This is a genomic window from Chryseobacterium endophyticum (genome assembly GCF_056333165.1).
Map to the genome: position 1 here is coordinate 80,637 of NZ_JBWGXE010000011.1, position 26,129 is coordinate 106,765.

28 protein-coding genes are annotated in these 26,129 nt (G+C 39.0%); 18 read left to right on the forward strand and 10 right to left on the reverse strand.

Annotated elements, in window-relative coordinates; all coding sequences use genetic code 11:
* Positions 1 to 37 precede the first annotated feature (37 nt).
* From AC0N32_RS19015 to AC0N32_RS19030, 4 genes are all read left to right on the forward strand, one after another.
* Positions 38 to 1,009: a polyprenyl synthetase family protein gene (locus AC0N32_RS19015; RefSeq protein WP_476395414.1), complete on the forward strand. Its 972-nt coding sequence runs from the start codon at positions 38 to 40 to the stop codon at positions 1,007 to 1,009.
* A gap of 76 nt (positions 1,010 to 1,085) precedes the next feature.
* Positions 1,086 to 2,045, forward strand: coding sequence for a GSCFA domain-containing protein (locus AC0N32_RS19020; protein ID WP_476395415.1), 960 nt, complete (start codon positions 1,086 to 1,088; stop codon positions 2,043 to 2,045).
* The gene (locus tag AC0N32_RS19025) at positions 2,038 to 2,565 is read left to right on the forward strand and encodes a DUF4269 domain-containing protein (protein ID WP_476395416.1); all 528 of its coding nucleotides are present in this window, start codon (positions 2,038 to 2,040) and stop codon (positions 2,563 to 2,565) included. Before AC0N32_RS19020 ends, AC0N32_RS19025 begins: the two co-directional genes overlap by 8 nt.
* Positions 2,566 to 2,570: 5 nt before the next feature.
* Positions 2,571 to 3,335: a TatD family hydrolase gene (locus AC0N32_RS19030; RefSeq protein ID WP_476395417.1), complete on the forward strand. Its 765-nt coding sequence runs from the start codon at positions 2,571 to 2,573 to the stop codon at positions 3,333 to 3,335.
* 84 nt (positions 3,336 to 3,419) lie between these two features.
* Here the strand turns inward: AC0N32_RS19030 and AC0N32_RS19035 are convergent, their stop codons facing one another.
* The 7 genes from AC0N32_RS19035 to AC0N32_RS19065 all read right to left on the reverse strand — a co-directional run bounded on the left by AC0N32_RS19035 (position 3,420) and on the right by AC0N32_RS19065 (position 9,289).
* The gene (locus tag AC0N32_RS19035; protein WP_476395418.1) at positions 3,420 to 4,727 is read right to left on the reverse strand and encodes a DEAD/DEAH box helicase; all 1,308 of its coding nucleotides are present in this window, start codon (positions 4,725 to 4,727) and stop codon (positions 3,420 to 3,422) included.
* Between the two features lie 87 nt (positions 4,728 to 4,814).
* Positions 4,815 to 5,303: a DUF6438 domain-containing protein gene (locus tag AC0N32_RS19040; RefSeq protein ID WP_476395419.1), complete on the reverse strand. Its 489-nt coding sequence runs from the start codon at positions 5,301 to 5,303 to the stop codon at positions 4,815 to 4,817.
* A gap of 41 nt (positions 5,304 to 5,344) precedes the next feature.
* Entirely contained in the window at positions 5,345 to 5,983 is a 639-nt protein-coding gene (locus AC0N32_RS19045; RefSeq protein ID WP_476395420.1) for a porin family protein, read from the reverse strand.
* A gap of 74 nt (positions 5,984 to 6,057) precedes the next feature.
* Positions 6,058 to 7,041, reverse strand: coding sequence for a GTPase ObgE (gene obgE, locus AC0N32_RS19050; RefSeq protein WP_476395421.1), 984 nt, complete (start codon positions 7,039 to 7,041; stop codon positions 6,058 to 6,060).
* Between the two features lie 78 nt (positions 7,042 to 7,119).
* Positions 7,120 to 7,701, reverse strand: a complete 582-nt coding sequence (locus AC0N32_RS19055; RefSeq protein ID WP_476395422.1) for an adenylate kinase — start codon at positions 7,699 to 7,701, stop codon at positions 7,120 to 7,122.
* Between the two features lie 153 nt (positions 7,702 to 7,854).
* On the reverse strand, positions 7,855 to 8,409 hold the full coding sequence (locus AC0N32_RS19060; RefSeq protein ID WP_072962504.1) for a phosphoribosyltransferase: 555 nt from the start codon (positions 8,407 to 8,409) through the stop codon (positions 7,855 to 7,857).
* Positions 8,410 to 9,109: 700 nt separating this feature from the next.
* Complete coding sequence (locus AC0N32_RS19065; protein ID WP_476395423.1) at positions 9,110 to 9,289, reverse strand: hypothetical protein; 180 nt, start codon at positions 9,287 to 9,289, stop codon at positions 9,110 to 9,112.
* A 146-nt stretch (positions 9,290 to 9,435) separates the two neighbouring features.
* Between AC0N32_RS19065 and abc-f the strand changes: the two genes are divergently transcribed.
* The gene (abc-f, locus tag AC0N32_RS19070; RefSeq protein ID WP_476395424.1) at positions 9,436 to 11,025 is read left to right on the forward strand and encodes a ribosomal protection-like ABC-F family protein; all 1,590 of its coding nucleotides are present in this window, start codon (positions 9,436 to 9,438) and stop codon (positions 11,023 to 11,025) included.
* 51 nt (positions 11,026 to 11,076) lie between these two features.
* On the opposite strand, the gene AC0N32_RS19075 is transcribed toward abc-f, so the two are convergent.
* The 3 genes from AC0N32_RS19075 to AC0N32_RS19085 all read right to left on the reverse strand — a co-directional run bounded on the left by AC0N32_RS19075 (position 11,077) and on the right by AC0N32_RS19085 (position 12,378).
* On the reverse strand, positions 11,077 to 11,268 hold the full coding sequence (locus tag AC0N32_RS19075; protein ID WP_476395448.1) for a type II toxin-antitoxin system RelE/ParE family toxin: 192 nt from the start codon (positions 11,266 to 11,268) through the stop codon (positions 11,077 to 11,079).
* A 104-nt stretch (positions 11,269 to 11,372) separates the two neighbouring features.
* Positions 11,373 to 11,624, reverse strand: coding sequence for a type II toxin-antitoxin system ParD family antitoxin (locus tag AC0N32_RS19080; RefSeq protein ID WP_476395425.1), 252 nt, complete (start codon positions 11,622 to 11,624; stop codon positions 11,373 to 11,375).
* Positions 11,625 to 11,943: 319 nt separating this feature from the next.
* Positions 11,944 to 12,378: a DUF4238 domain-containing protein gene (locus AC0N32_RS19085; protein ID WP_476395426.1), complete on the reverse strand. Its 435-nt coding sequence runs from the start codon at positions 12,376 to 12,378 to the stop codon at positions 11,944 to 11,946.
* Positions 12,379 to 12,540: 162 nt separating this feature from the next.
* Between AC0N32_RS19085 and AC0N32_RS19090 the strand changes: the two genes are divergently transcribed.
* From AC0N32_RS19090 to AC0N32_RS19150, 13 genes are all read left to right on the forward strand, one after another.
* Positions 12,541 to 13,827, forward strand: coding sequence for an adenylosuccinate synthase (locus AC0N32_RS19090; protein WP_294199916.1), 1,287 nt, complete (start codon positions 12,541 to 12,543; stop codon positions 13,825 to 13,827).
* 270 nt (positions 13,828 to 14,097) lie between these two features.
* Entirely contained in the window at positions 14,098 to 14,931 is an 834-nt protein-coding gene (locus AC0N32_RS19095; protein ID WP_476395427.1) for an energy transducer TonB, read from the forward strand.
* Between the two features lie 163 nt (positions 14,932 to 15,094).
* Complete coding sequence (locus AC0N32_RS19100) at positions 15,095 to 15,868, forward strand: ParA family protein (protein WP_476395428.1); 774 nt, start codon at positions 15,095 to 15,097, stop codon at positions 15,866 to 15,868.
* 36 nt (positions 15,869 to 15,904) lie between these two features.
* Complete coding sequence (locus AC0N32_RS19105) at positions 15,905 to 16,795, forward strand: ParB/RepB/Spo0J family partition protein (protein ID WP_476395429.1); 891 nt, start codon at positions 15,905 to 15,907, stop codon at positions 16,793 to 16,795.
* Positions 16,796 to 17,437, forward strand: coding sequence for a DUF5683 domain-containing protein (locus AC0N32_RS19110; protein WP_476395430.1), 642 nt, complete (start codon positions 16,796 to 16,798; stop codon positions 17,435 to 17,437).
* A gap of 181 nt (positions 17,438 to 17,618) precedes the next feature.
* A complete protein-coding gene (gene dapB, locus AC0N32_RS19115) occupies positions 17,619 to 18,320 on the forward strand; it encodes a 4-hydroxy-tetrahydrodipicolinate reductase (RefSeq protein ID WP_476395431.1) in 702 nt (233 codons plus the stop codon).
* A 98-nt stretch (positions 18,321 to 18,418) separates the two neighbouring features.
* Positions 18,419 to 20,080, forward strand: coding sequence for a signal peptidase I (lepB, locus tag AC0N32_RS19120; protein WP_476395432.1), 1,662 nt, complete (start codon positions 18,419 to 18,421; stop codon positions 20,078 to 20,080).
* Between the two features lie 103 nt (positions 20,081 to 20,183).
* Complete coding sequence (locus AC0N32_RS19125) at positions 20,184 to 20,801, forward strand: WbqC family protein (RefSeq protein WP_476395433.1); 618 nt, start codon at positions 20,184 to 20,186, stop codon at positions 20,799 to 20,801.
* A 1-nt stretch (position 20,802) separates the two neighbouring features.
* Positions 20,803 to 22,479, forward strand: a complete 1,677-nt coding sequence (locus AC0N32_RS19130; protein ID WP_476395434.1) for a S8 family serine peptidase — start codon at positions 20,803 to 20,805, stop codon at positions 22,477 to 22,479.
* A gap of 127 nt (positions 22,480 to 22,606) precedes the next feature.
* Positions 22,607 to 23,101, forward strand: a complete 495-nt coding sequence (locus AC0N32_RS19135; protein ID WP_476395435.1) for a hypothetical protein — start codon at positions 22,607 to 22,609, stop codon at positions 23,099 to 23,101.
* Positions 23,102 to 23,124: 23 nt separating this feature from the next.
* Positions 23,125 to 23,814 carry a YiaD family glycine zipper/OmpA-like lipoprotein gene (locus AC0N32_RS19140; RefSeq protein ID WP_476395436.1) on the forward strand — a complete coding sequence of 230 codons (690 nt, stop codon included), beginning with the start codon at positions 23,125 to 23,127 and terminating at the stop codon, positions 23,812 to 23,814.
* A 109-nt stretch (positions 23,815 to 23,923) separates the two neighbouring features.
* A complete protein-coding gene (locus tag AC0N32_RS19145; RefSeq protein ID WP_476395437.1) occupies positions 23,924 to 24,811 on the forward strand; it encodes a decaprenyl-phosphate phosphoribosyltransferase in 888 nt (295 codons plus the stop codon).
* The gene (locus tag AC0N32_RS19150) at positions 24,808 to 26,124 is read left to right on the forward strand and encodes an FAD-binding oxidoreductase (protein WP_476395438.1); all 1,317 of its coding nucleotides are present in this window, start codon (positions 24,808 to 24,810) and stop codon (positions 26,122 to 26,124) included. The genes AC0N32_RS19145 and AC0N32_RS19150 overlap by 4 nt, the downstream gene beginning before the upstream one ends.
* The last annotated feature ends 5 nt before the right edge of the window (positions 26,125 to 26,129 follow it).

The window sequence follows — 26,129 nt, forward strand, 5'->3', positions numbered from 1 at the left end:
CCGAAAAATTGTATTTTTGTTTAAACTATTAGAATTTATGGAATTTTTAGACCGATACCAGCAGATTGTTGGGGATGCCATTGCCAGATATACCTTTAAAGACAAGCCGGCGGAATTGTATGAACCGATGAATTACATCATTTCACACGGCGGAAAGCGTCTTCGTCCGATCATGGTGCTGATGGCGTGCGATTTATTCGGCGGTGATCTGAAAGAGGCGATAAAACCTGCTTTGGCTATCGAGTTTTTCCATAACTTTACCCTGATCCACGATGATATCATGGATGAGGCTCCGCTGAGAAGAAACAAGCCAACCATTCATACTTTACATGGGATTAACGTAGGAATCCTTTCCGGGGACGGACTGATGCTGAAAGCCTATAAGTTTTTTGAAGATCTGGAACCTGAAATTTTCAAAGCCTGCATCAGAATATTTACGCATACCGGCCTGTTGCTATGTGAAGGGCAACAGTACGATATCAATTTCGAGACCCAGGAAAATGTGACTTTTGATGACTACATCAGGATGATTACCTATAAAACAGGAGTTCTGAGCGCGTCTTCATTTGAAATCGGTGCCCTGATTGCCAAAGCAAACTTCAAGGACGCCAAAGCGATTTTCAACTTCGGGAAACATATCGGGATCGCATTCCAGATTATGGATGATTACCTTGATGTATTCGGTGATCAGGCGCAGTTCGGTAAAAAGCACGCCGGAGATATTTATGAAAATAAGAAGACCGTGCTTTATCTGATGGCGAGAGAACATGCTACGGAAGAAGAAAGAAAAGAACTGGATTACTGGTATTCCAAAAAAACAGATAATATTGATAAAGTATACGGCGTAGAAAAGATTTTCAGAAGAACGAAAGTTGATGAGAAAGCATTGCGTCTCATCGAAAAACATAACGAGATCGGGCAGAGTTACCTTCAGAAGATCGACATTCCGGAGGAGAAGAAAAAGCCATTTGCCGAATTGGCTAATTACTTGTTGAGAAGAGAAAGTTAATGTATTACTTTGAAGATGGGTCAATTTGAGAATTTAAATTGTTTCATTTTCAAATTCTCAAATTTTCAAAATGAATATGAAGTTCAGGACAGAAGTAGCTATTCAGGAATCGAATAAGAAGATCGGGATTGAGGATAAAATATTTTCAATAGGATCCTGTTTTGCTTCGGAAATGTCGGATCTCTTCAAGCAGGGGCAGCTGCAGACGGTGAGTAATCCTTTCGGAACGATCTTCAACCCGTTCTCGATCAGCAATGCGGTTAAAAGGCTTCACGATTCGGAATTTTACAGAGAAGAAGAACTCATTATTTTTGATGAGACTTTTATTTCACTGGATCATCATACGAGTTTCGATACGCGGTATATCCATCAGACACTGGATAAGATCAATAGCAGGATTACGGAAGGCAACCAGTTTCTTCAGGAGAGCGGCTGGGTCATCATTACCTATGGAACTTCATTTATCTATGAATTTACCCCGAAAAGTAAATTGGTGGCCAATTGCCACAGGATTCCCCAAAAGTTCTTTGAAAAAAGGTTGTTGAGCCATCAGGAACTTACGGATACAATTTATGATACTATTTTAAACCTCAAAGACATTTGCAAAGACGATGTGCAGATTTTATTCACGGTATCACCGGTTCGCCACACCAGAGACGGCATGGTTGAAAACCAGCTGAGCAAATCCAAACTCATCACTTCCATCCACGAAATGACTGAAGAACTGGATTATTGCCATTATCTTCCCATTTATGAAATACTGATGGATGACCTTCGTGATTACCGTTTTTATAAGGAAGATATGATCCATCCTACGGAACAGGCGGTCAATTATATCTTTGAGAAGTTCGGCAACGCTTATTTTTCGGACGAAACCAAAGAATTTATCAGGGAAAACTTTAAAATTTCCAAAGCATTGGAACACCGGAGCAGTGATGAAAAAGATCCTAAATATATTGAGTTTAGGGAAAAACTGGAAGAAAGGATAGAAGCACAGAGAGAAAAAGTAAAGCATAACATATTTCCAAATGATTGATTTTACTAACATCTCTTATCTGAAATCGGGAAATGAAACACAGAAAAAGGTTTATCAGCTTCTTTCAAAGCATCGTATTTTTGAAAAACTAAAAGCTTACTTCCCGATTTTAGCCGGGACCATTCCTATTGAAATTGATATTGAAGGCAGTGATGTAGATATAATTTGTGAGGTTGATCTCCGATTTGAAGAAGATTTTTTGGATGACGTGGCGTTTGCAAGATTTATTCGTCATGATCTGGAAGTCAAAGTGGACTATCCAATTGTGAATGGTGAAACATGTATTGTATTAAATTTCGTATTGGAAGAATTTCCCATCGAGATTTTCGGACAAAATAAGCCTACAATAGAACAGAATGCTTACCGCCACATGATCGCCGAGTACAGGATATTACAGGAAAAAGGAGAAGATTTTAAAAAAGAAATTATTGCATTGAAAAAACAGGGAATAAAAACAGAACCCGCTTTCGGATTATTGCTGGGACTGGAAAATCCTTACGAAGACCTATTAAAATTTTAGAAAAAATGATTGATACCCATACCCATTTATACGCAGAAGAATTTGATGAAGACCGGAAAGAAGCTATTCAGAGAGCTTTGGATAAGGGGATAACCGAATTTTACCTTCCGGCTATCAATTCGGAATCCCATGAAAAAATGTTGCAGCTGGAAGCAGAGTACCCGGAACATATTTTCTCCATGATGGGGCTGCATCCGTGCTACGTCAAGCCTGAAACCTGGGAGAAAGAGCTTGAAACAATGAAGAGTTATCTCAATACCAGAGATTTTCCGGCAATAGGGGAGATCGGGATCGATCTGTATTGGGATAAAACAACTTTAGATATTCAGGTAAAAGCTTTTGAGCAGCAGATCGATTGGGCTATTGAAAGAGACCTCCCGATTGTCATTCATACCAGGGAAAGCTTCGATGAAACATTTGAAGTGCTGGAAAGAAAAAAACACCCAAAGCTTCGCGGGATTTTCCATTGCTTTTCAGGAAATGTGGAGCAGGCCAAACACGCTGTTGACCTTAATTTCATTTTAGGAATTGGTGGAGTGGTTACGTTTAAAAACGGTAAAATAGACCAGTTTCTGAGCGAAATTCCATTGGATAAAATCGTTCTGGAAACAGATTCTCCCTATCTTGCGCCGGTTCCCTACAGAGGAAAGCGGAATGAGAGTTCCTACTTAGATCTTGTGGCCGGAAAACTGGTGGATATTTATAAAACGGATTTTTCGGAGATCGACAGAATTACGACGGAGAACGCAAAAAGATTATTTAAATATTAATTAGGAATTGGCTTTATCCTTTTTTTAATCAAAAATATTTTAGCCAAAACATAAAAAACCTTCCAGAATCGGAAGGTTTTTGCTTTATTTCTTTCTCGTGAAATTCTTATTCTTAGGCTTTTTGAAACCGACATTAGCGGATGCACCGTCAGGCTTATTTTTATTATTGTTTGGCCTTGAATTGTTTGGTCTTGAGGATTTCGGTCTTTCACCGCCTGATCTCATCGGTTTGTTGTTGGAATCCCTTTTCTGGGCTACCAGGTCGTCGGTATGGAACGGGTGATCCTTAACGATCGGGATCTTCATGCCGATCAGTTTCTCCGTATTTTTTAAATTTAATAAATCCAGACCGTCTACAAATGAGATGGAAGTTCCTTCCGCACCGGCTCTTCCCGTTCTTCCGATCCGGTGAACATAAGTCTCGGAAACGTCGGAAAGCTCGAAATTAACCACGTATTTCAGCTCATCGATATCAATTCCCCTCGCGGCAATATCGGTAGCTACAAGAACTCTTGTTTTGCCTGATTTGAAATTGTTCAGCGCATTCTGTCGGGCATTCTGCGATTTGTTTCCGTGGATGGCTTCTGTGGTGATGTTATCTTTCTGCAGCTTTCTGGCAATTTTATCGGCACCGTGCTTCGTCCGTGCAAAAACCAGTACGGAATCGGAAATATCGTTCTTTAAAATATGCGTTAAAAGATCCAGTTTATTGTCTTTTTCGACAAAGTAAACCGATTGCTTGATGGTTTCAGCCGTCGATGAAACGGGAGTCACTTCTACCTTTACCGGGTTATTCAGGATAGAGTCGGCCAGTTTTTGGATCTCTGCAGGCATGGTAGCCGAGAAAAATAAAGTCTGTCTCTTCTGTGGTAAAAGCTTGATCACTCTTTTAACGTCATGTACAAAACCCATATCCAGCATCCGGTCGGCTTCGTCCAGTACAAAGATTTCAATATTTTTAAGGCTGATGATTCCCTGGGCGATAAAATCCAGCAATCTTCCCGGCGTGGCAACAAGAATATCAACGCCTCTTCTCAGGGCATTTTCCTGATTTCCCTGCTTTACCCCTCCGAAAATAACAAGATGTTTCAGGGGTAAATATTTTCCATAAGCCGTAATGTTTTCCTCGATCTGAATTGCCAGTTCTCTAGTAGGCGTTAAGATCAGGGCTTTGATGTTTCTGTTCGGAAATTTATTCTTAGAAAGATTCTGTAGGATCGGAATGGCAAAAGCGGCCGTTTTTCCTGTTCCTGTTTGTGCGCACCCCAGGAAGTCTCTTCCTTTGGTAATCTCGGGAATCGATTTTTCCTGAATAGGGGTTGGGTTGGTATATCCTTGTTCCTGAATTGCCTTGGCAATAGGTTCTATTAAGTTTAAATCTGTAAAATTCAAATGAATTGTTTTTATAATTACAACAAAAATTCCTTCATCTTGAAGGAATTATATTTTGCAAAGGTAGTTTAAATATTTTTAAGTAAGTTAATTCACTTTCGTCCACTGTTGGTTCTTTCTCAAATCTTCAAAAAACTTGTACAGTTCAGAGAGTTTTTCACTTCCACGCTTACCGTAATCCTCAACATGTTTTGTGGTTCCGTCTGCAAACTGAATTCTTAAATGTGAAGAAGGTAGGTCGGTGACGTTCTTTTCTCCATAATTATCTTTCAGGGTTTTTACATCAAGTCCGTCCAGTAAAGCGATTAATTTGTTATAATCCTCCTGTTTGATCGTTCCCTTAAAAGTTCCCTCGCGAGGTTTGGAAAATTCGTCTTTTGAAGGTTTGTCGCTGAAATTAAAATGTTCAGCCTCAAAAACAGCTGTTCTGTCCGGATTGATGGTCATTTTAAAAACCGGGCAGAATCCAAAGCATGGCGTTGCCTCGTATTCAATTTTAGAATATTTTGAATCCATTTTTTGAGAGTTGCATGAAAATAAAAAGATAAAGGCAAAAAGCCCAAGTACATATTTCATAATTTCAATTTTGGATTGGATCTTCAATAACTGTTCCAAAATTATTTGAATCGGTATCCTACGCCGGCTTGTAAGAAACCAATTTTTGTAGTGAAATCTCCTTTATTAATTTCAAAAAAGTTGAAATTGTATCTGGCATCTACAAAAAACTTATCGTTGATTTTATATTCTGCACCCAAAAAAGGGAAGAGGTTAACGCTTTTAATACCTTCATAGTTGTGCGATGTGCTTCCATTTACCATTTCTTTTGTTTTTACCTTTTCAGAAACATTGAAAGCAATATTCATCCCCGCAGAAACTGATAAATCAGGAATAAAATAATATTTTGCAGAGACAGGAACCTGAATTTGAGTCAGCTGATAATTAAATTCAAGCCTTCTTCCGGAATCTATAACGCCGGTATCTGTAAAGTCGATCACCGGTAATTGCTCTGTACCGCCAATCTGTGTGTAAAGTACTTCGGCCTGAATCCCAAATTTTGAAGATATAGGCTGTTCACCTACCAAACCTGCATAGAAATACGATTTTGAATCTAGCTTTTCATCAAAAAACTTCATATTTGATAAAGAATAACCGGCTTTTACACCAAATTTAAATTCAGAACCTGAAGAATCTTGAGTTTGGGCATTAATAAATCCCATAATAGTGATTGCTAACGCAGAAAAAATGTTCTTTGTCATGGTTATTTAAAAATTAATTAATTCTCTAACGCAAGAATTATAAATAAATTGTGTTGAATATTTTTTTAATATTTCTATCCATGCAGTTGTTTCCAGATCGCATCTTTCAGTTCCATAAGCCCTTCGCCGGTAACGCCGGAGAAAAACAACGGCTGTTTGTTTTCCGGGAATTCCGCGGCGATTTCTTTTTTCAGCTCATCATCCAGAAGATCGGATTTTGAAATCGAAACAATGAAATCTTTGTCCAACAGCTCCGGATTGTATTCCTTCAATTCGTTTTCCAGGATCTTAAACTCCTGGAAATGATCTTCAGAATCAGCCGGAATGAGAAACAGCAGGATGGAATTTCTTTCAATATGTCTTAAGAAACGGTGTCCTAATCCTTTACCTTCCGCAGCCCCTTCAATGATCCCCGGAATATCGGCCATTACGAAAGATTTGTAATTTCGGTAATCCACGATTCCCAGATTCGGCGTTAAGGTTGTAAAGGCGTAATCGGCAATTTTCGGCTTGGCAGCAGAAACAGAAGCCAGAAGCGTAGATTTTCCGGCATTCGGGAAACCTACCAATCCTACATCCGCAAGGATCTTAAGCTCAAAGATCACATAGCCTTCCTGTCCGTCCATTCCGGGTTGAGCGAACCTTGGGGTCTGGTTGGTGGACGATTTGAAGTGCTCGTTTCCCTTTCCGCCCATTCCGCCTTCCATCAGGATGATTTCCTGGCCGTCTTCCAGGATTTCCCCGATAATTTCGCCGTCTTCATTTTTGGCAATGGTCCCGATCGGAACTTCGATGTATACATCTGCTCCGTAAGCTCCGGTAAGCTGGTTTTTTCCTCCGTTTTCTCCGCGCTCCGCCTTTACGTGACGGGTATAGCGCAGGGGAAGTAAAGTCCATTCGTTGGCATTCCCTTTCATAATGACGTGGCCGCCACGACCGCCGTCACCTCCGTCGGGTCCGCCTTTAGGAATATATTTTTCACGGCGGAGATGCGCAGAACCTGCCCCTCCGTGCCCGCTTTTACAATGAATCTTTACGTAATCTACAAAATTTGACATAATTTTAATTCAAGGTTTTATGTTGAAGGTTCAAAGTTTTAACCTTGAATTTGGAACTTTGAACCTTGAATCAAAAATTTATTTTTGAAACTTTTCTACTTCTGCGAAAAGCTTTTCAGAGATTTCGTTGATGTCGCCGACACCGTTGATCTCTACATACTTGCCCTGCTGCTTGTACAGTTCGGCAACTTCCGCTGTTTTCGCGTAGTATTCTTTTATTCTGTTGCGGATGATCTCCACATTGCTGTCGTCTGACCTTCCGCTGATTTCCCCTCTTTTCAGCAGTCTTTCCTCCAGAATGGAATCCTCTACCACCAAAGAAAGGCAAACGTCGATCTCGTCGTTCAGTTCTTCCCTTACGATCTTTTCCAACGCTTCGGTCTGAACCGCCGTTCTCGGATAACCGTCGAAAATAAATCCTGCAGCCTCGGTCGGTTTTCTGATCTCGTCGATCAGCATATCGGTTGTTACCTGATCCGGAACCAGTTCTCCTTTATCGATATACGATTTGGCCAGTTTCCCAAGCTCCGTATCATTTTTCATGTTGAATCTGAAAAGGTCACCGGTTGAGATCTGCTTCAAATTGAATTTCTCGATTAAGTTTTGCGCTTGCGTACCTTTTCCGCTTCCCGGAGGGCCGAACAGAACAATGTTTATCATAATGTTGTTTCGCTGCCGGCAATTGGCGGTTGGCTTCCTGCTTTTACCGTCAGCGTATTTGCTTTTGCCTTTAGCATTTTTAAGTTATTATTAAATCTATTTCTTTATTTTACTTTTTAAGCTAAAAGCCATCAGCCAGTAGCCAACAGCCTTTTAATGGTTGATCTGTCCGTCTTCCAATTGGTACAGGTTCGGCAGGTTTCTTCCCAGTTCATCGTAATCCAGTCCGTACCCTAAGACAAATTTGTTCGGAATCTCCTTTCCGATGTAATCCAGCTTGAAGTCCTTTTTATAGACTTCCGGCTTCAGCAGGAAAGAAGCGATTTTCACCGACTTCGGACGCTGGGTTTCATTGAAATATTTGAAAAGGCTTTCCACGGTATTTCCCGTATCCACAATGTCTTCTACCAGGATGATGTGGCGGTCCTTTACGTCTTTTGTCAGTTCCATTTTCTGATAGACAATTCCCGTAGATTCCGTTCCTACATAAGAACTCATCTGGATAAAAGCGATCTCACATTCTCCCGGATAATGCTTCAGCAGGTCTGAGAAAAACATGATTACCCCGTTCAGAACCCCAATGAAAACAGGAACCTCATCCTTGTAATCTTCATAAATCTTTAACGCCGTTGCCTTTACAATCTCCTGAATTTCGGCATCTTCCAGATAAGGAACAAAAGTTTTGTCGTGAACTTTAATACTTTCCATAAAAATTTTAGTAGGCTGCAAAGTTAAGGATTTTTGATGAAAGGTGAATGGTTAATAGTGAATGGTGAATTTTGCTTTGCAAGTGAATGGTGAAAGTTGAATTTTGTAAAGATTTTATGAACACGAAGCGCGCAGAGTTTTTTTAATGCTTACTGCTGCAAGTTTCACAAAGCCGTTACACTCATAAGAGCAATGTAAGTCGGTTAATTATATTGCAGGTAGTCGTTGGAAAGTGCAAAGCAGCAAATATTTTACTGCTTCGTGTAATAAGTTGTAAGGATTTGATCTTTGATAAAATTGTGGATGCTCAGGATTGTTTGTTTTTGACTAGAGATATAATCTCCCGCAGATTTTGCAGGTTACGCAGGTCATAGTTGAAGTTAAGCGGTATAAAAATTCGGCTCAGTCGAATTCTTTACGCCTTAAAACATTATGTTTATTTAATTTGCGACTTTGCGCATTCCAACAAAAATAACTTTTAAAGTCTGAAGCAGATATACTTAACCGATATTCCCCTCCGATCCGGAGGGGTGTCGAAAATTCAGAGAATTTTTGACGGGGTGGTTCTGGAGGTGAATAGTGAATGGTCAATGGTGAATTCTACTCAGCAAGTTAATATTTAATCACCAACCGAAATAAAAATTGACAAGCGCAGCGGATTGACCCGCAGGAATTGACCCGCAGGAATTAACCATTGACATTAAAATGAGCCTGTCTTAGCCCCGATTGCCGCGGCATCCTTTTTTGCAATGGGAAGCCAGGTAAAAAAAAGATATAGCAAAAAGCGGGAAAAAGTTTCTGAAAAGAAAGGAAGCTGGATGAAGGATGCAGGAAGTTTATACTCAATGTGGAACGTATTGATCTGTAATCGGATACTCAAATCTGAAATTTTCGAAATAAATAAAAATTCCTAACTTTGTCATTCGCAAAACAAAAAATTATCAGGATGTAGGATTCAGTTTCTTTCAAATATAATTAAGAGCAACAGCATTGGCGTTGCAAGTTTTAACTTTAAAGAAAGAAATCATGATTTTTCTACACCATATGTCCTTTGGGTTTCCTGCGGGAAATCTCCTTTTTAATTCCATTACCTTAACCATTCCTTCCCGTACCAAATCGGCTTTGGTCGGCAGCAACGGCATGGGGAAATCTACTTTACTGAAAATACTGGCCGGAGAAATTGAGCCGCTGGAAGGGAGCATCACGAGTCAGAATGAGATATTCTATGTTCCGCAGATGTTCGGGAATTTTAACGACTTTACCATTGCCGAATGCCTGAAAATAGATAAAAAACTCGATGCCCTTCAGAAAATTACCGATGGCGAAGTGGACGAAGCCTATTTTGAAACACTGAATGACAACTGGGATATTGAAGAACGCGCCCGACAGGCTTTAGCATATTGGAATCTGAACAATCTCGATTTTACTCAAAAGCTGGACAACCTCAGCGGTGGGCAAAAGACCAAGGTTTTCCTGGCAGGAATTACGATCCACCAACCGGAGGTTATTCTGCTGGACGAACCGACCAATCACCTTGACCAGGAAAGCAGGCACCTCTTATACGACTTTATTGGGAAGACGAATTCAACCGTAGTAATGGTCAGCCACGATCGTACCTTGTTGAATCTTGCCGATACGATTTTTGAATTGAGCAATCAGGGGATTTCAACTTATGGCGGTAATTATGATTTTTATGCCGAACAAAAGGAGATTGAAAATGAGGCACTGCAGAATGACATCCATTCCAAAGAACGCGCTTTGAAAAAAGCTAAAGAAAAGGAACTAGAGACGTTGGAGCGAAAGCAGAAGCTCGATGCGAGAGGAAAGGGCAAGCAGAAGAAATCGGGGGTGGCCCGAATCATGATGAATACGATGCGAAATAACGCGGAGAACAATTCGTCCAAATTAAAAGCGGTGCATGCCGAAAAGATCAGCGGGATTTCAGGTGAACTGCGGGAGCTGCGTTCATCCGTAAGAAGTGCCGATCAGATGAAAGTGAATTTTAATGATTCCCATCTGCATTCGGGAAAAATCCTGATTTCGGCAGAGGAAATCAATTATGCTTATCAGGAAATCGATCTTTGGCAAAAAAACGTCAGCCTTGAAATCCGCAGCGGTGACCGGATCGTTATTAAAGGATCAAACGGTTCCGGAAAAACGACACTGATTAAGCTGTTGCTGGGGAATCTTCAGCCGGCTACCGGGAAAATTGCAAGATCAGATTTTCAATGGATCTACATCGACCAGGAATATTCTCTAATTGATAGGACAATGACGGTTTATGAGTTTGTTCAGCAGTTCAACGATCATGCAATGACGGAACCGGAAGTGAAAACCTTACTGGCAAGATTTCTTTTCGGAAAGGAAACCTGGGATAAAAACTGCGGCGTGCTGAGCGGCGGGGAACGCCTGCGCCTTTTGCTGTGCGGACTCTCGATCAGCCAGAAAGCTCCCGACCTGATCATCCTCGACGAACCGACGAATAATTTAGATCTCCAAAATGTAGAGATTCTTACGGATTCCATTAAAGATTATCAAGGAACTTTGGTGGTAATTTCGCATGATGCGGTGTTTTTGGAGGAGATTGGGGTGAGGCGTGAGGTTTTGTTGGAATAACAGATTAATTACATAAACGTCATAGGTTTCTAAAACCTATAACGTTTTCTCTTATTCATCCAATCTTGAAGAAATATCCATTTGCTGATGAAGAATTCTTATAATTTCAATTTCTTCATTTTTAAGGTTAACTTTATAAAAAATGAAATGCGATTTTACCCTTGAACGAAAATATCCTTTTCTGATTTCATTATAATCTTTTCCTGACTTTGGGTTTTCAGATAAATATTCAATTTCATCTATCTATAAATCAAAATAATGGTCTGCTTGTTCTTTTGACCAGACTTCAAATGTGTATAACCAAATTTTTTCTAAATCATTTAATGCCTCCTTACTGATTTTATATTTCATGAGTCAGCAGAATGTTTTTGGTGAAGATTTTTCAAAAATTCTTTACGATCAAAATCTTCAACAAATCCAGATTTTTCTCCTTTTTTTAATTCGTTGACTAATTCTGACTTTTTAGATTCTTCATATTCAAACAGTCGTAAAGCGGCTCTCACAACTTCACTTGCGGAAGAGAATTTACCTGATTTAATCTGTTGACTAATAAACTTATCGAAATAATCGCCTAATAATATGGATGTGTTTTTTGCCATTATTTTAATTTTAAATCAAAGGTACCAATTATTGGTATTTGTTCAAAATTGAATTTGTACTTATATAAGTTCGTTAAATAGATTTTTTTTATACTCTTCTAGTGTACAATTATTTTCATTGTCAAGTTTTATTAAAAAGTCTATATAACTTTCGTCACTCGTTGCTACATCGTTGACGGATTGTTTTAGTGAAATTAGATTTATAAGATAATGTAACTGGTGATTGAATCTTTGAGTTAAATTTCGTTTTACAAAAATTCTATTTTGAGATAAATCGAAGATGTAATCGTTTTCATATACTTTAATAAGATTATTCTTTTTAAAAATAATTGGAAAGTCTGAACAAATTGAAGGTGGTTCTTTTGGTCGAGCAAAAATGTGATATTGTGTTCTGCAATTTTTTGTTAAACGGCGATCTCCAATAAATTTGACTAACGAAATTATTAATATATGGCATGTCATCTTCATTGATTCCAAATCTATGTTCATAATTATTGTTATTAATTGTATAAAGAATTTTTGCAAAGCTATTATCAATTTTTTCATATAATTTCTCCATAAAATCATCTTCTCCGAAATCAGTTGTAATTGTATTATCTTTTAAAATATAAAAATGAGAAGAAGGAGAAAAAAGTTTTCCTTGTTGCTTGAACTTCTTTGTTTTTACATTGAAAATTTTAAATTTTTCATTTTCACTTGCAAATCCTTTAAGATAAAATACAGGCAAGAAATGATGTTTTACAGATTGGTTCATCCTTTAAATAGTAAAGAAGTCAAATATAGCCAAGAAGAAAATGTAATACAATTATTTTTTAACCAGATGATTTCCACCCCACCCAAAAATAAAATTCCCCTCAAATTTGCCCACCCAATTTTTTAAAAGTAATTTTGCATGAATCTAAAATAAAAGTAAAATATGTCAACTTACGTAGTTGTAGGTCTTCAGTACGGAGATGAAGGGAAAGGAAAAATCACGGATGTTTTATCGGCAAAATCGGACTATGTGGTGCGCTTCCAGGGGGGCGACAACGCAGGTCACACGGTGTATGTAGGTGAAGAGAAATTCGTGTTGCACCTTCTTCCGTCGGGAGTTCTTCAGTGCAAAGGGAAGTGCATCATCGCCAACGGCGTGGTGGTAAACCCTAAATCTTTCATTAAGGAGGTGAACCAGATCGAAAGCAAAGGCTTGAGAACGGATCATATTTTCATCAGCAGAAGAGCGCATGTCATCATGCCGTACCACATTCTTCTGGATACCTACCGTGAGGAAGAGCACGGCGGAACGCAAATCGGAACGACCAAAAAAGGGATCGGACCTTGCTACGAAGACAAGATCGCCAGAGTGGGCATCAGAATGATCGACCTTCTGAACCCGGAGATCTTAAGAGACAAAATTGAGAAAAACTTAAAAATCAAAAATTCTCTTTTCGAGAAATATTTCGGAAAACCGACCCTGGACGTTGAAGAAATCTACAACGAATACCTGGAAATCGGGAAACAGCTTCAGGATAGGATCGTGGATACCGAACTGGAACTGAACGAAGCCATCAGAGACGGGAAGAACGTTTTGTTTGAAGGAGCACAGGCATTGATGCTGGACATCGACTTCGGAACATATCCGTACGTAACCTCCTCTTCGCCTTCTACCGGAGGGGTTTGCACCGGAGCAGGAGTGCCGCCGACTTCCCTTCAGAACCTGATCGGGGTGGCCAAAGCTTACTGTACAAGAGTAGGAAACGGGCCGTTCCCATCTGAATTGGACAACGAATTAGGAGAGAGCATCAGACAGATCGGTGGTGAATTCGGAGCAACCACCGGAAGACCTAGAAGAACCGGTTGGTTAGACCTTGTTTCTCTTAAGCACGCTTGTATGATCAACGGAATCAACAATCTGGTAATCACAAAACTGGATGTTCTTACGGGAATCGAAAATCTGAAAGTGGTTACCCATTACAAAACGGAAGACGGAAAGATCATCGATTATTTCACTTCTTCTACCGAAAAATTATACAACTACGAACCGATCTACCAGGATTTACCGGGCTGGAACGAAGACATCACCAAAGCTAGAAGCTACGACGAACTTCCGGATACCGCTCAGAAATACATCGAGTTTATCGAGAAATATTTAGGAATCAATGTATACCTGGTTTCTGTTGGCCCTGAAAGAAGCCAGAACATCATCAGAAAAGAATTATTCTAATATAATTTTATTACAATATTTAAAGACTGTTCAAAAGACAGTCTTTTTTTTATATATATTATTCTAATTAATTGGCAGTCAGGAAAATGGAAATAGTGAGGAAGAATGTTATTATTTAAAGCATAGTTAAATTTTACTATTAACACTTATATTTTCAAAATATTGGGTTTTTTGTAAAAAAATGGCAAAAATTTTGATGTTAAATTAGTAACCATGGATTAAAGGTGATAACCTGATAATCTCAATTTAACAATTTAAATATCATTAAGGATGAAACACATGCATCAGAATCAGGAACTTCGTTTCAACGAGCTCCTATTTGAACATCGTAACAAAGAATACGGTGCCTATGTCTTAAGAAATGAATCAGACAGAATTTTAACGAAAGCACTTTTTATTGGAATCAGCGTATTGGCGGCGGTTTCTTTAACGCCATTAATTGCCAACGCTTTTAAAAGCGAACCAGTTGTAGATAAGACTGTCTTTGATGGAGGGCATATCTTTAAGCAGGTCGCGACTCCCGAAAAAGAAACTCCTGCTCTTGTAAAACCTCAGACTGTTCCTGAAAAAATTAAAACAATTGACAAAACTGTACCGGAACCTAAGGCCATTGTTACAAACGAAAAGAAAGCTGTAGATCCAAAAGATGAGCAAAATGCCGTTTCTGGATTGCAAACTTCAGAAGGTAAGGAAGTACCAGAAATAAAATATGTTCCTGTAGCACCACCAATTACTAATGGAGTAGGAATACAACAAGTGGAACAGCCTAAAGCACAGCCAAAAGAAGACAATTCACCTAAAACAGTAGTGGATGTAGAAGCCAATTTTGTAGGAGGTATGGATGCCTTCAGAAATAAAGTGATGAATAACTTCGATGGGTCAGGATTTGAATCCGGCGATGTGATGAAAACGGTTATTACATTTATTGTAGAAAAAGATGGTACCATCTCCGGAGTTAAAGCTGATGGAAGGGATGCCGATTTTAATAGTGAAGCGATGAGGACCATCAGAAGTATCAAAGGTAAATGGGTTCCGGCCAAAGTGAACGGACAACCCGTAAGAAGCTACTTTAAGTTTCCGATCTCTATGAAGTTTGATAATTAGATAGAAAAACATATCTTAGACAGTTATCCACAAATATTTTTTTTTGTGGATAATTTTTTTTTATGGTAAAATGCTTATTAACAATATTTTAACTCATTTTTCGTTTTATCGGTTCATTCAGAGCAAGGAAAAATGTGTATTTTTGAAACTTAAAGTTCTAAGAATGGCAAAAATCATAGGTATCGCTAATCAGAAAGGAGGTGTTGGAAAAACAACAACAGCTGTTAATTTAGCCGCGGCATTAGGGGTATTGGAAAAGAAAATATTAATCATTGATGCTGATCCTCAGGCTAATGCAACTTCCGGCTTGGGAGTAGATGACGTTCAGTATTCTACATATAATCTGCTGGAGCACAGTGTTGAGACAAAAAAATGCATCAAACAGACGGCAACACCGAATCTGGATATTGTTCCGTCCCACATCGATCTGGTAGCGGCAGAAATCGAGCTTGTTGACAAAGAAGACCGGGAATATATGCTGAAAAAAGCATTGCAGACCGTCAGAGATGATTATGACTATATCATCATAGACTGCGCACCGAGTTTAGGTTTAATTACCGTTAATGCGCTTACAGCGGCAGACTCAGTGATCATCCCGATCCAGTGTGAGTATTTTGCCCTGGAAGGATTGGGAAAACTTTTAAATACCATCAAAAACGTACAGAAAATCCACAACAAAGACCTGGATATTGAAGGTTTGCTGCTTACCATGTACGACAGCAGGCTCAGATTGTCGAATCAGGTAGTGGAAGAAGTTAATGCACACTTCCCTGAAATGGTTTTTGAAACGATCATCAGCAGAAATGTACGATTGAGCGAAGCACCGAGTTTCGGAGAGAGCATTCTGAACTACGACGCCGAAAGCAAAGGTGCGATTCAGTATATTCAGCTTGCGGAGGAAGTTTTGCTGAAAAATGAAAAATTAGTAAAGAATTAAAAGCCGATAGCCTACAGCTAAAAGCTAGAAAAAAATATGAAGGATAAAAAAAGAGCGATGGGACGTGGTTTGGGTGCTATTTTAAGTGCCGAATCCAAAGCAACGATCAATTCTGCCACCGATGAAGGGGCAGACAAGTTTGTAGGGAATATCGTCGAAATTTCGATTGAAGATATTTATCCGAATGCAACCCAGCCAAGAACTTATTTTGACGAAAAAGCACTAAACGAACTTGCACAATCCATCAAAAATCTGGGTGTAATACAGCCGATTACCCTTAGAAAGGATGGTGAAAAGTTTGAAATCATATCAGGGGAAAGGCGTTACAGAGCCAGTAAAATAGCAGGTCTTGAAACAATACCGGCTTATATCCGTCTGGTAAATGATCAGGAACTTCTGGAAATGGCTCTTGTTGAAAATATTCAGCGGGAAGATCTGGACGCCATCGAAATTGCGCTTACCTATCAGCGATTGATGGATGAGATTGGCCTTACCCAGGAAAATCTCAGCCAGAGAGTAGGAAAAGACAGAAGTACCATTACCAACTCTATCCGTTTGTTAAGACTGAATCCTGATATTCAGAATGCGATCCGCAGCGGAGAGATATCTGCGGGACACGGAAGAGCGATCATCAGCCTTGAAAATGAAGAACATCAGCAGATACTGTTTGATCTTATCATTAAGGAAAAACTGAATGTCCGCCAGGCTGAACAGGCTGCTACGGCCTTAAAGAATCCAAAATCTGCTGCCGCGAAAAGAGCAAAAGCTGAGCTTTCCAACAATTATAAAAGAGCTCAAAAGACCATTGCAGATATACTGGATGTAAAAGTGGAAATCAAAACCTCCGGAAACGGCAAAAAAGGTAAAATTGTCCTGGACTTCAAGAATGAAGACGAGCTGGAATATATTTTATCCCATATTAAATAAATGAAAAAAATACTTTTCGCATTTTTTCTGTGTCTTTCATCAATCGCCTTCTCACAGGTGAATCCCAATGACACGATCAGGGTAGAGCATCTTCCCAAAGACAGCGTGTCGGTAGAAAGAAATAATACAAAAACGGAAGAAAGTGTTGTTTCAGGACTGGAGCAGGCCAATGGTCCGACCAGTAAAACGCTTAAACTTAATCCTACGAAAGCCGGCCTTTATTCTGCCGTTTTTCCGGGATTAGGGCAGTTTTACAATAAAAAATACTGGAAAGTCCCTATCGTTTGGGGGGCGGTCGGTGCCGGCGTTGGTATTGCCGTATGGAATGACAACCAATACAGAAAATACAGAGAATATTACATCGCGAAACTCAACGGAACTCCTAATGAATTTGTCGACAGCCACCCCTGGCTGGATAAGGTTGCATTAGGAAATGCCCAGGACAGAGCCAAAAGACAGCGTGACTATGCCATTGCCATCACAGGATTGATTTATATCCTGAATATTGTGGATGCCGTGGTAGACGCCCATCTGTACGAAAGCCGTCATGATCCGGATCTGTCATTCAGTCCTGCGGTTATTCAGGATCATTATGGAATTACTCCTCCGAAAACTGGTATAAGTTTAAGTTATAAATTTTAATAAAAATATAAAACTGCTTTAATTAAATACGCCTTTGCTGTGTGAAATGCCTTTGCATCGATTTTATAATTGATTGATTAAACTAGGCGAAACTTCATTTTGCGAACGAAATACGAATGAATATTTTGAACATAAACCTTGCGATCTTTGCGTTAGGATATAAGCAGACAAACAATAAAATATGAAAATAGCATTAGTTGGATATGGTAAAATGGGTAAAATCATCGATGAGATTGCCACAAAAAGAGGTCATGAAGTTGTTGCCAGGCTGAAAGAAACACCAACTGCTGAAAATCTTAATAATCCCGATGTTGTCATAGAATTTTCTTTGCCGGAAGTGGCTTATGAAAATATCAAGGCCTGTCTTGAAAACAAAATTCCTGTGATCTGCGGAACAACAGGCTGGCTGGAGAAAAAGCCTGAGATTGAACAATTGGCAGTGGATAACGGAACTGCTTTTTTATACGGTTCCAATTTCAGCTTAGGGGTAAATTTATTTTTTGCTTTAAATGAAAAACTTGCCGATTTAATGAAGAATGTTGATGAGTATTCATGCCAGCTTGAAGAAATTCACCACGTTCACAAAAAAGATGCGCCAAGCGGAACTGCGATTTCGATTGCTGAAGGTATTTTTAAGAATAATCCGAAATTTGATTCATGGAAATTGGAAGAAACCCAGGGAAATCAGCTGGGTATTTTTGCTATTCGTGAAGATGAGGTTCCCGGAACACACAGTGTCTTCTACAGAAGCGAAGTTGATGAGATCGAAATCAAGCATAATGCTTTTAACAGAAACGGTTTTGCCCTCGGAGCGGTAGTAGCGGCCGAATGGATCCGGGATAAAAAAGGAAATTTCACAATGAAGGATGTTTTGGGACTTTAATTGTAACAAAATTCCTACATTGCAAACTAATACGATGAATACTGATTATTTATCAATCATTATTCATCAATTATATTATAGATTAGGTACAAAAATTTATGAATTATTTTTTAACTTATACGGTGTATGTCCTCATTCTGTCTGTACTGATGGGGATTTCTACCTGGAAATTGTTTAAAAAGCTGGGTTATAATCCTGTATTTGCTTTTATCCCTTTCTACAATTATTTCATTGTTTTAAAAGAAACCAAACATCCGAAATGGTGGGCCATCTTGTCTTATTTACCGATCGTGGGGCCTATCATGATGTCTGTTTTTCATTTATACTTAATGAAAAAATTCGGTAAAACTTTATTTAAGGATAAACTTCTTACAGTTATTCTTCCGTTCATTTATATGGCAACGGTGAATTACAGCAAAGATGTGGAACTGGAAGATGAAAATGATTTATTCCTTACCGATGAAGAAAAGAATGCCAAAAAGAAAGATTCATTTGTCGGATCTGTAACTTTTGCGGTAGTTTTTGCAACCATTATCCATGTTTTTGTGACCCAGCCGTTCGGAATCCCGACCGGATCCATGGAAAGAACATTACTTGTTGGCGATTTTCTTTTTGTAAATAAATGGAGCTACGGTTACAGGCTGCCGATGCGTCCTCTGGCCATACCTTTCCTTCAGGGAACCATTATGGATACCGGAGAAAAAGGAAACCCTAAAGATGATCCCAAATCTTATGTTGATGCGGTAAAGCTTCCTTACGAAAGAATTTTACAGTTCAACAAGCCTCAGAAAAAAGACATCGTTGTTTTCAACTATCCGCAGGATTCCGTACATACGGCGATTGATCGGAAAGATCCTTATGTAAAAAGATGTGTGGCCGTTGCTGGTGATACATTTGAAATGAGGGGCGGAAGACTGTATGTCAATGGAAAACCGGAAACGATTTTGGGAGATCAGGAAATTCAACATGCTTATACCGTTAATACGGGAACTCAATTAGACATTCCCGGCTTATATAATACTTATGGATTCTTACCTGTAAGAGAAATGCAGGATGAAAAAAACGGCGGTTTTGTTTATATATTTCAGGGTCTTACTGATAAGACAGCTAAAGAAATCAAAGCTTTGCCGAATGTGGTAAACATGGAAGAAAATATCTATCCTAAAGATTCAGCCACTATTTCCTATAAGTTAAATGCTGATAAAACAGCCTATACAAAAAGCATTGATACTACCCAGTCAATCTTCCCTATCAACAAGCCTTGGAACCAGGATTGGTATGGTCCTTTGAGAATTCCTAAAAAGGGTGATGTTGTCACTTTGAATCAGGAAACTTTACCGGAATATCAATGGATTATTTCTGAATATGAACACAATAGTTTAGAAAACAAAAACGGTAAAATCTTCATCAACGGAAAAGAAACGAATCAATATACCATCAAGCAGGATTATTATATGATGATCGGAGACAACAGGGATGCTTCATTAGATGCAAGATTCTTTGGATTCGTTCCTGAGGAAAATATTGTCGGAAAGCCTATGTTTACCTGGATGAGCGTGCAGGGCGTGTTCTCAGATGCGAGTTCATCGTACCAGGCTCCCAAAAAGATCCGTTGGGAAAGAATGTTTAAAGCCACAAACACAGGAGAAGCCAATAAAACTTCTTACTGGTGGATAGCCGCGATGATTCTTATTTTATTCTTCGGATGGGAATATTTTGTAAAGCTGTTCAGAAAGAAAAAAACAGAAGACGATTTATAGCTACTTTGTCAAAGTTCAAAATCTTTGACAAAGTTTAAAAGTAAAAAATTAAATAAAATAAAATGGAGTATTTGAGAGAATACTTCATTTTTGCAATATAAATATGAAGAACGTATTACTACCGGTATTTTATCTACCGCCTATTTCATGGTTTTCGGTATTCCTGAATCCTGAAAACGAAATTGTATTTGAACAGTTTGAAAGCTTTCCCAAGCAGACTTATAGAAACAGAGCTAATATATTTGGAGCCAACGGAAAGCTGTCTTTAATCATTCCTATTTCCCATAATGGAAAGAGAGCGTTAAAAGATATTGAAATTTCTAACCGTGAAGACTGGAGGAGCCTTCACTGGAAATCCATAAAGACGGCCTATCAAAGCTCTCCCTATTTTGAGTTTTATGAAGATAAACTCAGGAAGATATTTGAAATAAAAGAATCGAGTTTACTGGATTTTAATACTAATGCGCTTGAAATGATTCTGCAAATCCTTAAAACAGAAAAGGCATGGTCTTTGAATACAGAATACATCAAAAATCCTCAGGAGATCAGTTTTAGAGAAAAATTTTCAGCAAAAGATTCTTCAGAATTTAAAATGGAAGAATATTATCAGACATTCTCTGATAAGCTGGGTTTTTTAGAAGATCTGTCTATTTTGGATCTCATCTGTAACAAAGGACCTGAAGCTCTGACTTATATAAAAAATATTAAACAATCATACTAACATGAAAAAGGTATTATTAGCCGCTGTTTTTTTAGTGGGATTTGGCTTTTCGCAAGCGCAGGAAGCTAAAACCGGTACTGACCCGATGAAAGACAAAGATCTTATGACCTGGTATCATAAAGATTTTGCCACGACAAAGGTCTATGGAGTAAATACTGAAAATGCATATAAATTTTTAGAGTCTAAAGGGCTTAAACCTAAAACTGTTGTCGTAGGTGTTCTCGATAGTGGTGTACAGATAGACCACCCGGGATTAGCCAAAAATGTCTGGACAAATCCTAATGAAGTGCCGGGAAATGGTAAAGATGACGATGGAAACGGATATATCGACGATGTTCACGGATGGAATTTCATCGGTGGTAAAAATGGAGATATAGATATCGATAATATGGAAGTAACAAGAGTTGTTGCCAAATACAAACCTGTTTTCGAAGGCGACGATTCTACGAAGAACAAAGCCAATCAGGCTAAAATGCCCGAAGAGTTTGCTATGTATATGAAGTCCAAAGAGATCTTTAATAAGAAAAGTGTTGAGGCAAGACAGGGATTCCAGACGTACACGATGATTAATGATGCCATTCCGACTATGGTAAGATTGCTGAACGGGAAAGCCCTCACCCCTGAAAATGTCGCAGCGATAAAGCCCGCAGACCAGAAAGAGGCTATGGCCGCTCAGGTCCTTGGAAGAGTTGCTGAAAGTCCGGAATTTAAAGGCAAGTCTGCTGCAGAATTTGAGAAAATGATGCGTGACCAGATGAAAGAAGCACTCGATTACTTTGGCCCTCAGGAAAAACAATACAATCTTGATTACGATCCGAGAAAAGAAATTGTAGGAGACAATTATGACGATTACTCTGAAAAAAATTATGGAAATAACCACTATGAAGGACCTGATGCAGAACACGGTACACACGTAGCCGGAATTATTGCAGGACTTCCGAACGGATCTGAAATACAATATGGTGTTGCTTCAAAAGTGGCTAAAATCATGTCCGTAAGAACAGTTCCTAATGGTGACGAAAGAGATAAGGATGTGGCCAACGCCATCCGTTATGCCGTCGATAATGGCGCCAAAGTTCTGAACATGAGTTTCGGAAAACCGGTTTCACCAGGGAAGAATGTTGTTTGGGATGCCTTCAAGTACGCACAGGATAAAGGAGTTCTTCTGGTAAAGGCTGCAGGTAATGAAAACGAAGATGTTGCAGAACATTTGGCTTATCCTACAAACTTTAAAAATGTGACCGATGAAAAACCTTTTGTAGACAATGTAATGGTTGTCGGAGCAAGCACCAATGACAACGCAGCGTTGAGAGCAGGGTTTTCCAACTATAATAAGAAGATGGTCAATGTATTTGCTCCGGGTGATCAGATTTATTCTACCGTTCCTCATAACGAGTATAAGTATCTTCAGGGAACTTCAATGGCTTCTCCTGTGGTAGCCGGAGCAGCGGCCGTTTTATTGGCCTATATGCCGAATCTTACGCCTGCCCAGGTTATCGAATCTCTTGTGAAATCCAGCAATCCAAGCACTGCAAACGGATTCGCAGACTTTTCTCAGGCCGGAGGGGTAATCGATGTTAAAAAGGCGGCAGAATACGCATACACGAATTTCTACAACGGAAAATCAACCTCTTCAAAAAAGGTTCAAAAATCCGTAAAAAAGACTGTTAAAAAATAACATATCTGCCTCTATTTAAGGTGTAATCATATAAAGTCCGAAATTTTCGGACTTTTTTTATTGTTATCTTTCATTTTTGGCACGGTTTTTTGTAATTTTATTTTAACAAAAAATAATAAACTACAAAATGAAAAAGTTACTATTTGCAGGGATGTTAGGAACATCACTTTTTGCAGTGTCTTGTTCCGGAGTGAAAAACGCACAAACAGCCCAAAATCAGAGAGCTGAATTCCTTAAAATGAAAGGTGACTGGCAGATCGTCAGTATCAACTATGATAAGCAGTTTAAAGTAAAACCTTTTGACGATGGTATCGATGCACAGTGTTTCGTAGGAAGTCACTGGAGACTGATTCCCAACAATTGGACTGGCGCTTATACAGTAAGCGGAGGCGGAACCTGCGGAGGCGGATATACACAGCCCATTAAAGTGGATGTCGTAAGCGGAAATACATTTAACTTCAAAAAAATAGCTGAAGGCACAAAGGCAAAACAAAATACAGCAGGTTATACGCTTACCCTTACCAATCAAACGACAGATCAGTTCTCACTGGAGCAGAATATTCCTTTTGACGGAGAAAATGTAAGAGTTGTTTACAACTTTGAGAGAACAGGAATGAAATAATTAAACTTTAAAAATTAAATAAGATGAAATTGACAAAAACATATATAGGAGGCTTATTTTTATCATCAGCCTTGTTATTGACAAGCTGTGAGGCAGTACAGAATTCTAACCACCAGCAAAGAGGTACAGCCGTAGGGGTTGCTTCAGGTGCTGTGATCGGAGGGATTCTAGGAAATAATGTCGGAAGAGGAGGAAACGGAGCCATCGGAGCTGTGTTAGGTGGCGTTATCGGTGGTGTCGCCGGTAATGTGATCGGATCTAAAATGGATAAACAGGCAAAAGAAATTAAGGAAACGCTACCTGGTGCTGAAGTAGAAAGAGTAGGTGACGGTATTAAGATTACTTTAAATGAAAGTATCGTTAATTTCGATTTTGATTCTTCTGCCCTTACAACTACAGCTAAAACCAATCTGGATAAACTGGCACAGGTTCTTATCAATAATCCTGATACCAATATCAATATCTATGGTCATACCGACAGCAAAGGATCAGATTCTTACAACATGTCTCTTTCTGAAAGAAGGGCAAACTCCGTAAAATCTTATTTGATGGGAAAAGGTATTGCTTCCGGCAGATTATTTGCAAAAGGTGAAGGTGAAGCGATGCCTGTTGCTTCCAACGATACCGATGCAGGAAGAGCAAAAAACAGAAGAGTGGAGTTTGCGATCACGGCTAACGAGAAAATGATCAACGACGCTCAGAACGGACAATAATTTTATTTAGCATATAAATATTTTCACAGATAACCGCAATTGCGGTTATTTTTGTATTTTTATTGTGATATTCTTTGAAATCATTATTTTTGTATTAGAAATAACATAAATGAAGAAATATTTAAAACTGCTCCGTGTCGAGCAATGGGTAAAAAACCTGTTTGTTTTTGTTCCATTATTTTTCTCCGGAAATATTAAAAATGTCGATTTACTTACTAAAAGTATTTTTGCTTTCATTATTTTCTCCCTGGCTGCCAGCATTGTCTACATCCTGAATGATTATAACGATATCGAGGCAGATAGCAAACATCCCGAAAAACGAAAGCGTCCCCTGGCCAGTGGTGCGATCTCAAAATCCAAGGCCATCGGTATTTTTATCGGGCTTATCGCAGCAGATATTGCGCTGGTATTGTTTGCACAGGCTTATTTTCATGAAATGCTCTGGAAGTTTGCCATCATTATCGGATCTTACTTCGTCATGAACCTGGCTTATACATTCAGACTAAAACATGTTCCTATCATTGATATCTTTATTATTGCGCTGGGATTTGTGCTCAGAGTACTGGCGGGAGGTTATATTACAGGAATAAGCATTTCCCAGTGGGCAATCCTGTTGACTTTTGTTCTGGCCCTGGTGCTTGCGATCGGAAAAAGAAGGGGAGAGCTCATTAATGCACAGGTTTCCGGTAAAACAAGAAAAGCTCTTGATGGCTACAACGTTCAGTTTGCGGATATCACGCTTTCGATCTCTGTAACGCTGGCCATTGTGTGTTATCTGATGTTTACCCTGTCGCCGGAAGTTCAGGCGAAATTTCATCAGCGTGTTTTTTACACCGTCATCTTTGTTGTATTTGCTTTTTTGAGATATTTACAGCAGACATTGGTCTACAACAGAACAGAATCTCCTACTAAGATCGTTTACCGCGACAGATATATTCAGGTTACTTTATTACTTTGGGTGGCTGCATTTTTAATTCAAATTTATTTTAAGAAATGAAGCCTGATTTTACACAGAAAGTAACCAATTGGGGGAATTTTCCCATCGTAGAAAAGGAAATGAAATCGGAAGACAGTTTCCTGAAAATCAAAGAATTTGTCCTGAATAACAATGAAGTCATTGCAAGAGGTAACGGCAGGTGCTATGGAGATGCTTCGTTGGGAGAACATATATTTTCAACAAAAAAACTTAATAAATTCATCAGTTTCGACCGTCTCAACGGTATTATTGAATGTGAGTCCGGTGTTTTGCTTTCGGATGTTCTTGAAATTGCCGTACCTCAGGGGTATTTCCTGTATGTAACGCCGGGAACCAAATTTGTTTCTGTCGGCGGTGCTATCGCGTCTGATGTTCACGGTAAAAATCATCACTCGGAAGGATGCTTTTCCGAATATGTGATTGAATTTAAATTAATGATCGAAAACGGGGATATAATTACCTGTTCAAGAGACGAGAACCCTGAAAAGTTTTGGGCAACGATCGGTGGAATGGGACTTACAGGAATTATTCTTACCGCTAAATTCAAATTAAAAAATATTCAGTCTGCATATATTCGTCAGGAAAGTATAAAAGCTGAAAATCTCGATGAGATCTTCAGGCTATTTGAAGAAAGTGAAAACTGGACCTACACCGTCGCGTGGATCGACTGCCTGCAGAAAGGTAAAAATATCGGAAGAAGCATCCTGATGAGGGGAGAACACGCTTTTCAGCATGAGTTGCCGCAAAATCTCAGGGATAAACCTTTAAGACCGAAAAAGAAATTTGAACCGACAGTGCCTTTTTACTTTCCGGGATTCGTTCTAAATGCACTGACGGTAAGGATTTTCAATTATTTCTATTTTAAAAAACAATCTAAAAAAGAGGTAAAGAATTTTATTGATTACGAAACATTCTTTTATCCACTCGATTTCGTAAAGGACTGGAATAAAATCTATGGAAAGTCCGGATTTATACAATATCAGATGATGATTCCGAAACATTCCGGAAAAGAAGGAATGAAAAAAATACTTGAAACCATTGCCAACAGTGGAAACGGATCGTTCCTGGCTGTACTGAAGCTGTACGGAAAAGAGAATCCGCAGGCTTACAATTCATTTCCCTTCGAAGGATATTCCCTTGCGCTAGATTTTAAAGTAAATCCCAAATTAAGAAAGCTTATCGACCGTTTGGACGATATTGTAGAGGAATATAACGGCAAGATTTACCTTACGAAAGACAGCATGAGCCGCTCTTCACTGACCAACTATCTCAAAAATGTTCAGAGTTCAAAATTTGTCTCTTTACAGCACAAAAGAATTATAAATAACATTTAGCACAA

Coding starts and splice junctions, on each gene's coding strand:
- AC0N32_RS19015 (WP_476395414.1), top strand. CDS start 38: ATGGAATTTTTAGACCGATACCAGCAGATTGTTGGGGATGCCATTGCC.
- AC0N32_RS19020 (WP_476395415.1), top strand. CDS start 1,086: ATGAAGTTCAGGACAGAAGTAGCTATTCAGGAATCGAATAAGAAGATC.
- AC0N32_RS19025 (WP_476395416.1), top strand. CDS start 2,038: ATGATTGATTTTACTAACATCTCTTATCTGAAATCGGGAAATGAAACA.
- AC0N32_RS19030 (WP_476395417.1), top strand. CDS start 2,571: ATGATTGATACCCATACCCATTTATACGCAGAAGAATTTGATGAAGAC.
- AC0N32_RS19040 (WP_476395419.1), bottom strand. CDS start 5,303: ATGAAATATGTACTTGGGCTTTTTGCCTTTATCTTTTTATTTTCATGC.
- AC0N32_RS19045 (WP_476395420.1), bottom strand. CDS start 5,983: ATGACAAAGAACATTTTTTCTGCGTTAGCAATCACTATTATGGGATTT.
- obgE (WP_476395421.1), bottom strand. CDS start 7,041: ATGTCAAATTTTGTAGATTACGTAAAGATTCATTGTAAAAGCGGGCAC.
- AC0N32_RS19055 (WP_476395422.1), bottom strand. CDS start 7,701: ATGATAAACATTGTTCTGTTCGGCCCTCCGGGAAGCGGAAAAGGTACG.
- AC0N32_RS19060 (WP_072962504.1), bottom strand. CDS start 8,409: ATGGAAAGTATTAAAGTTCACGACAAAACTTTTGTTCCTTATCTGGAA.
- abc-f (WP_476395424.1), top strand. CDS start 9,436: ATGATTTTTCTACACCATATGTCCTTTGGGTTTCCTGCGGGAAATCTC.
- AC0N32_RS19080 (WP_476395425.1), bottom strand. CDS start 11,624: ATGGCAAAAAACACATCCATATTATTAGGCGATTATTTCGATAAGTTT.
- AC0N32_RS19085 (WP_476395426.1), bottom strand. CDS start 12,378: ATGAACCAATCTGTAAAACATCATTTCTTGCCTGTATTTTATCTTAAA.
- AC0N32_RS19090 (WP_294199916.1), top strand. CDS start 12,541: ATGTCAACTTACGTAGTTGTAGGTCTTCAGTACGGAGATGAAGGGAAA.
- AC0N32_RS19095 (WP_476395427.1), top strand. CDS start 14,098: ATGAAACACATGCATCAGAATCAGGAACTTCGTTTCAACGAGCTCCTA.
- AC0N32_RS19100 (WP_476395428.1), top strand. CDS start 15,095: ATGGCAAAAATCATAGGTATCGCTAATCAGAAAGGAGGTGTTGGAAAA.
- AC0N32_RS19105 (WP_476395429.1), top strand. CDS start 15,905: ATGAAGGATAAAAAAAGAGCGATGGGACGTGGTTTGGGTGCTATTTTA.
- AC0N32_RS19110 (WP_476395430.1), top strand. CDS start 16,796: ATGAAAAAAATACTTTTCGCATTTTTTCTGTGTCTTTCATCAATCGCC.
- dapB (WP_476395431.1), top strand. CDS start 17,619: ATGAAAATAGCATTAGTTGGATATGGTAAAATGGGTAAAATCATCGAT.
- lepB (WP_476395432.1), top strand. CDS start 18,419: ATGAATTATTTTTTAACTTATACGGTGTATGTCCTCATTCTGTCTGTA.
- AC0N32_RS19125 (WP_476395433.1), top strand. CDS start 20,184: ATGAAGAACGTATTACTACCGGTATTTTATCTACCGCCTATTTCATGG.
- AC0N32_RS19130 (WP_476395434.1), top strand. CDS start 20,803: ATGAAAAAGGTATTATTAGCCGCTGTTTTTTTAGTGGGATTTGGCTTT.
- AC0N32_RS19135 (WP_476395435.1), top strand. CDS start 22,607: ATGAAAAAGTTACTATTTGCAGGGATGTTAGGAACATCACTTTTTGCA.
- AC0N32_RS19140 (WP_476395436.1), top strand. CDS start 23,125: ATGAAATTGACAAAAACATATATAGGAGGCTTATTTTTATCATCAGCC.
- AC0N32_RS19145 (WP_476395437.1), top strand. CDS start 23,924: ATGAAGAAATATTTAAAACTGCTCCGTGTCGAGCAATGGGTAAAAAAC.
- AC0N32_RS19150 (WP_476395438.1), top strand. CDS start 24,808: ATGAAGCCTGATTTTACACAGAAAGTAACCAATTGGGGGAATTTTCCC.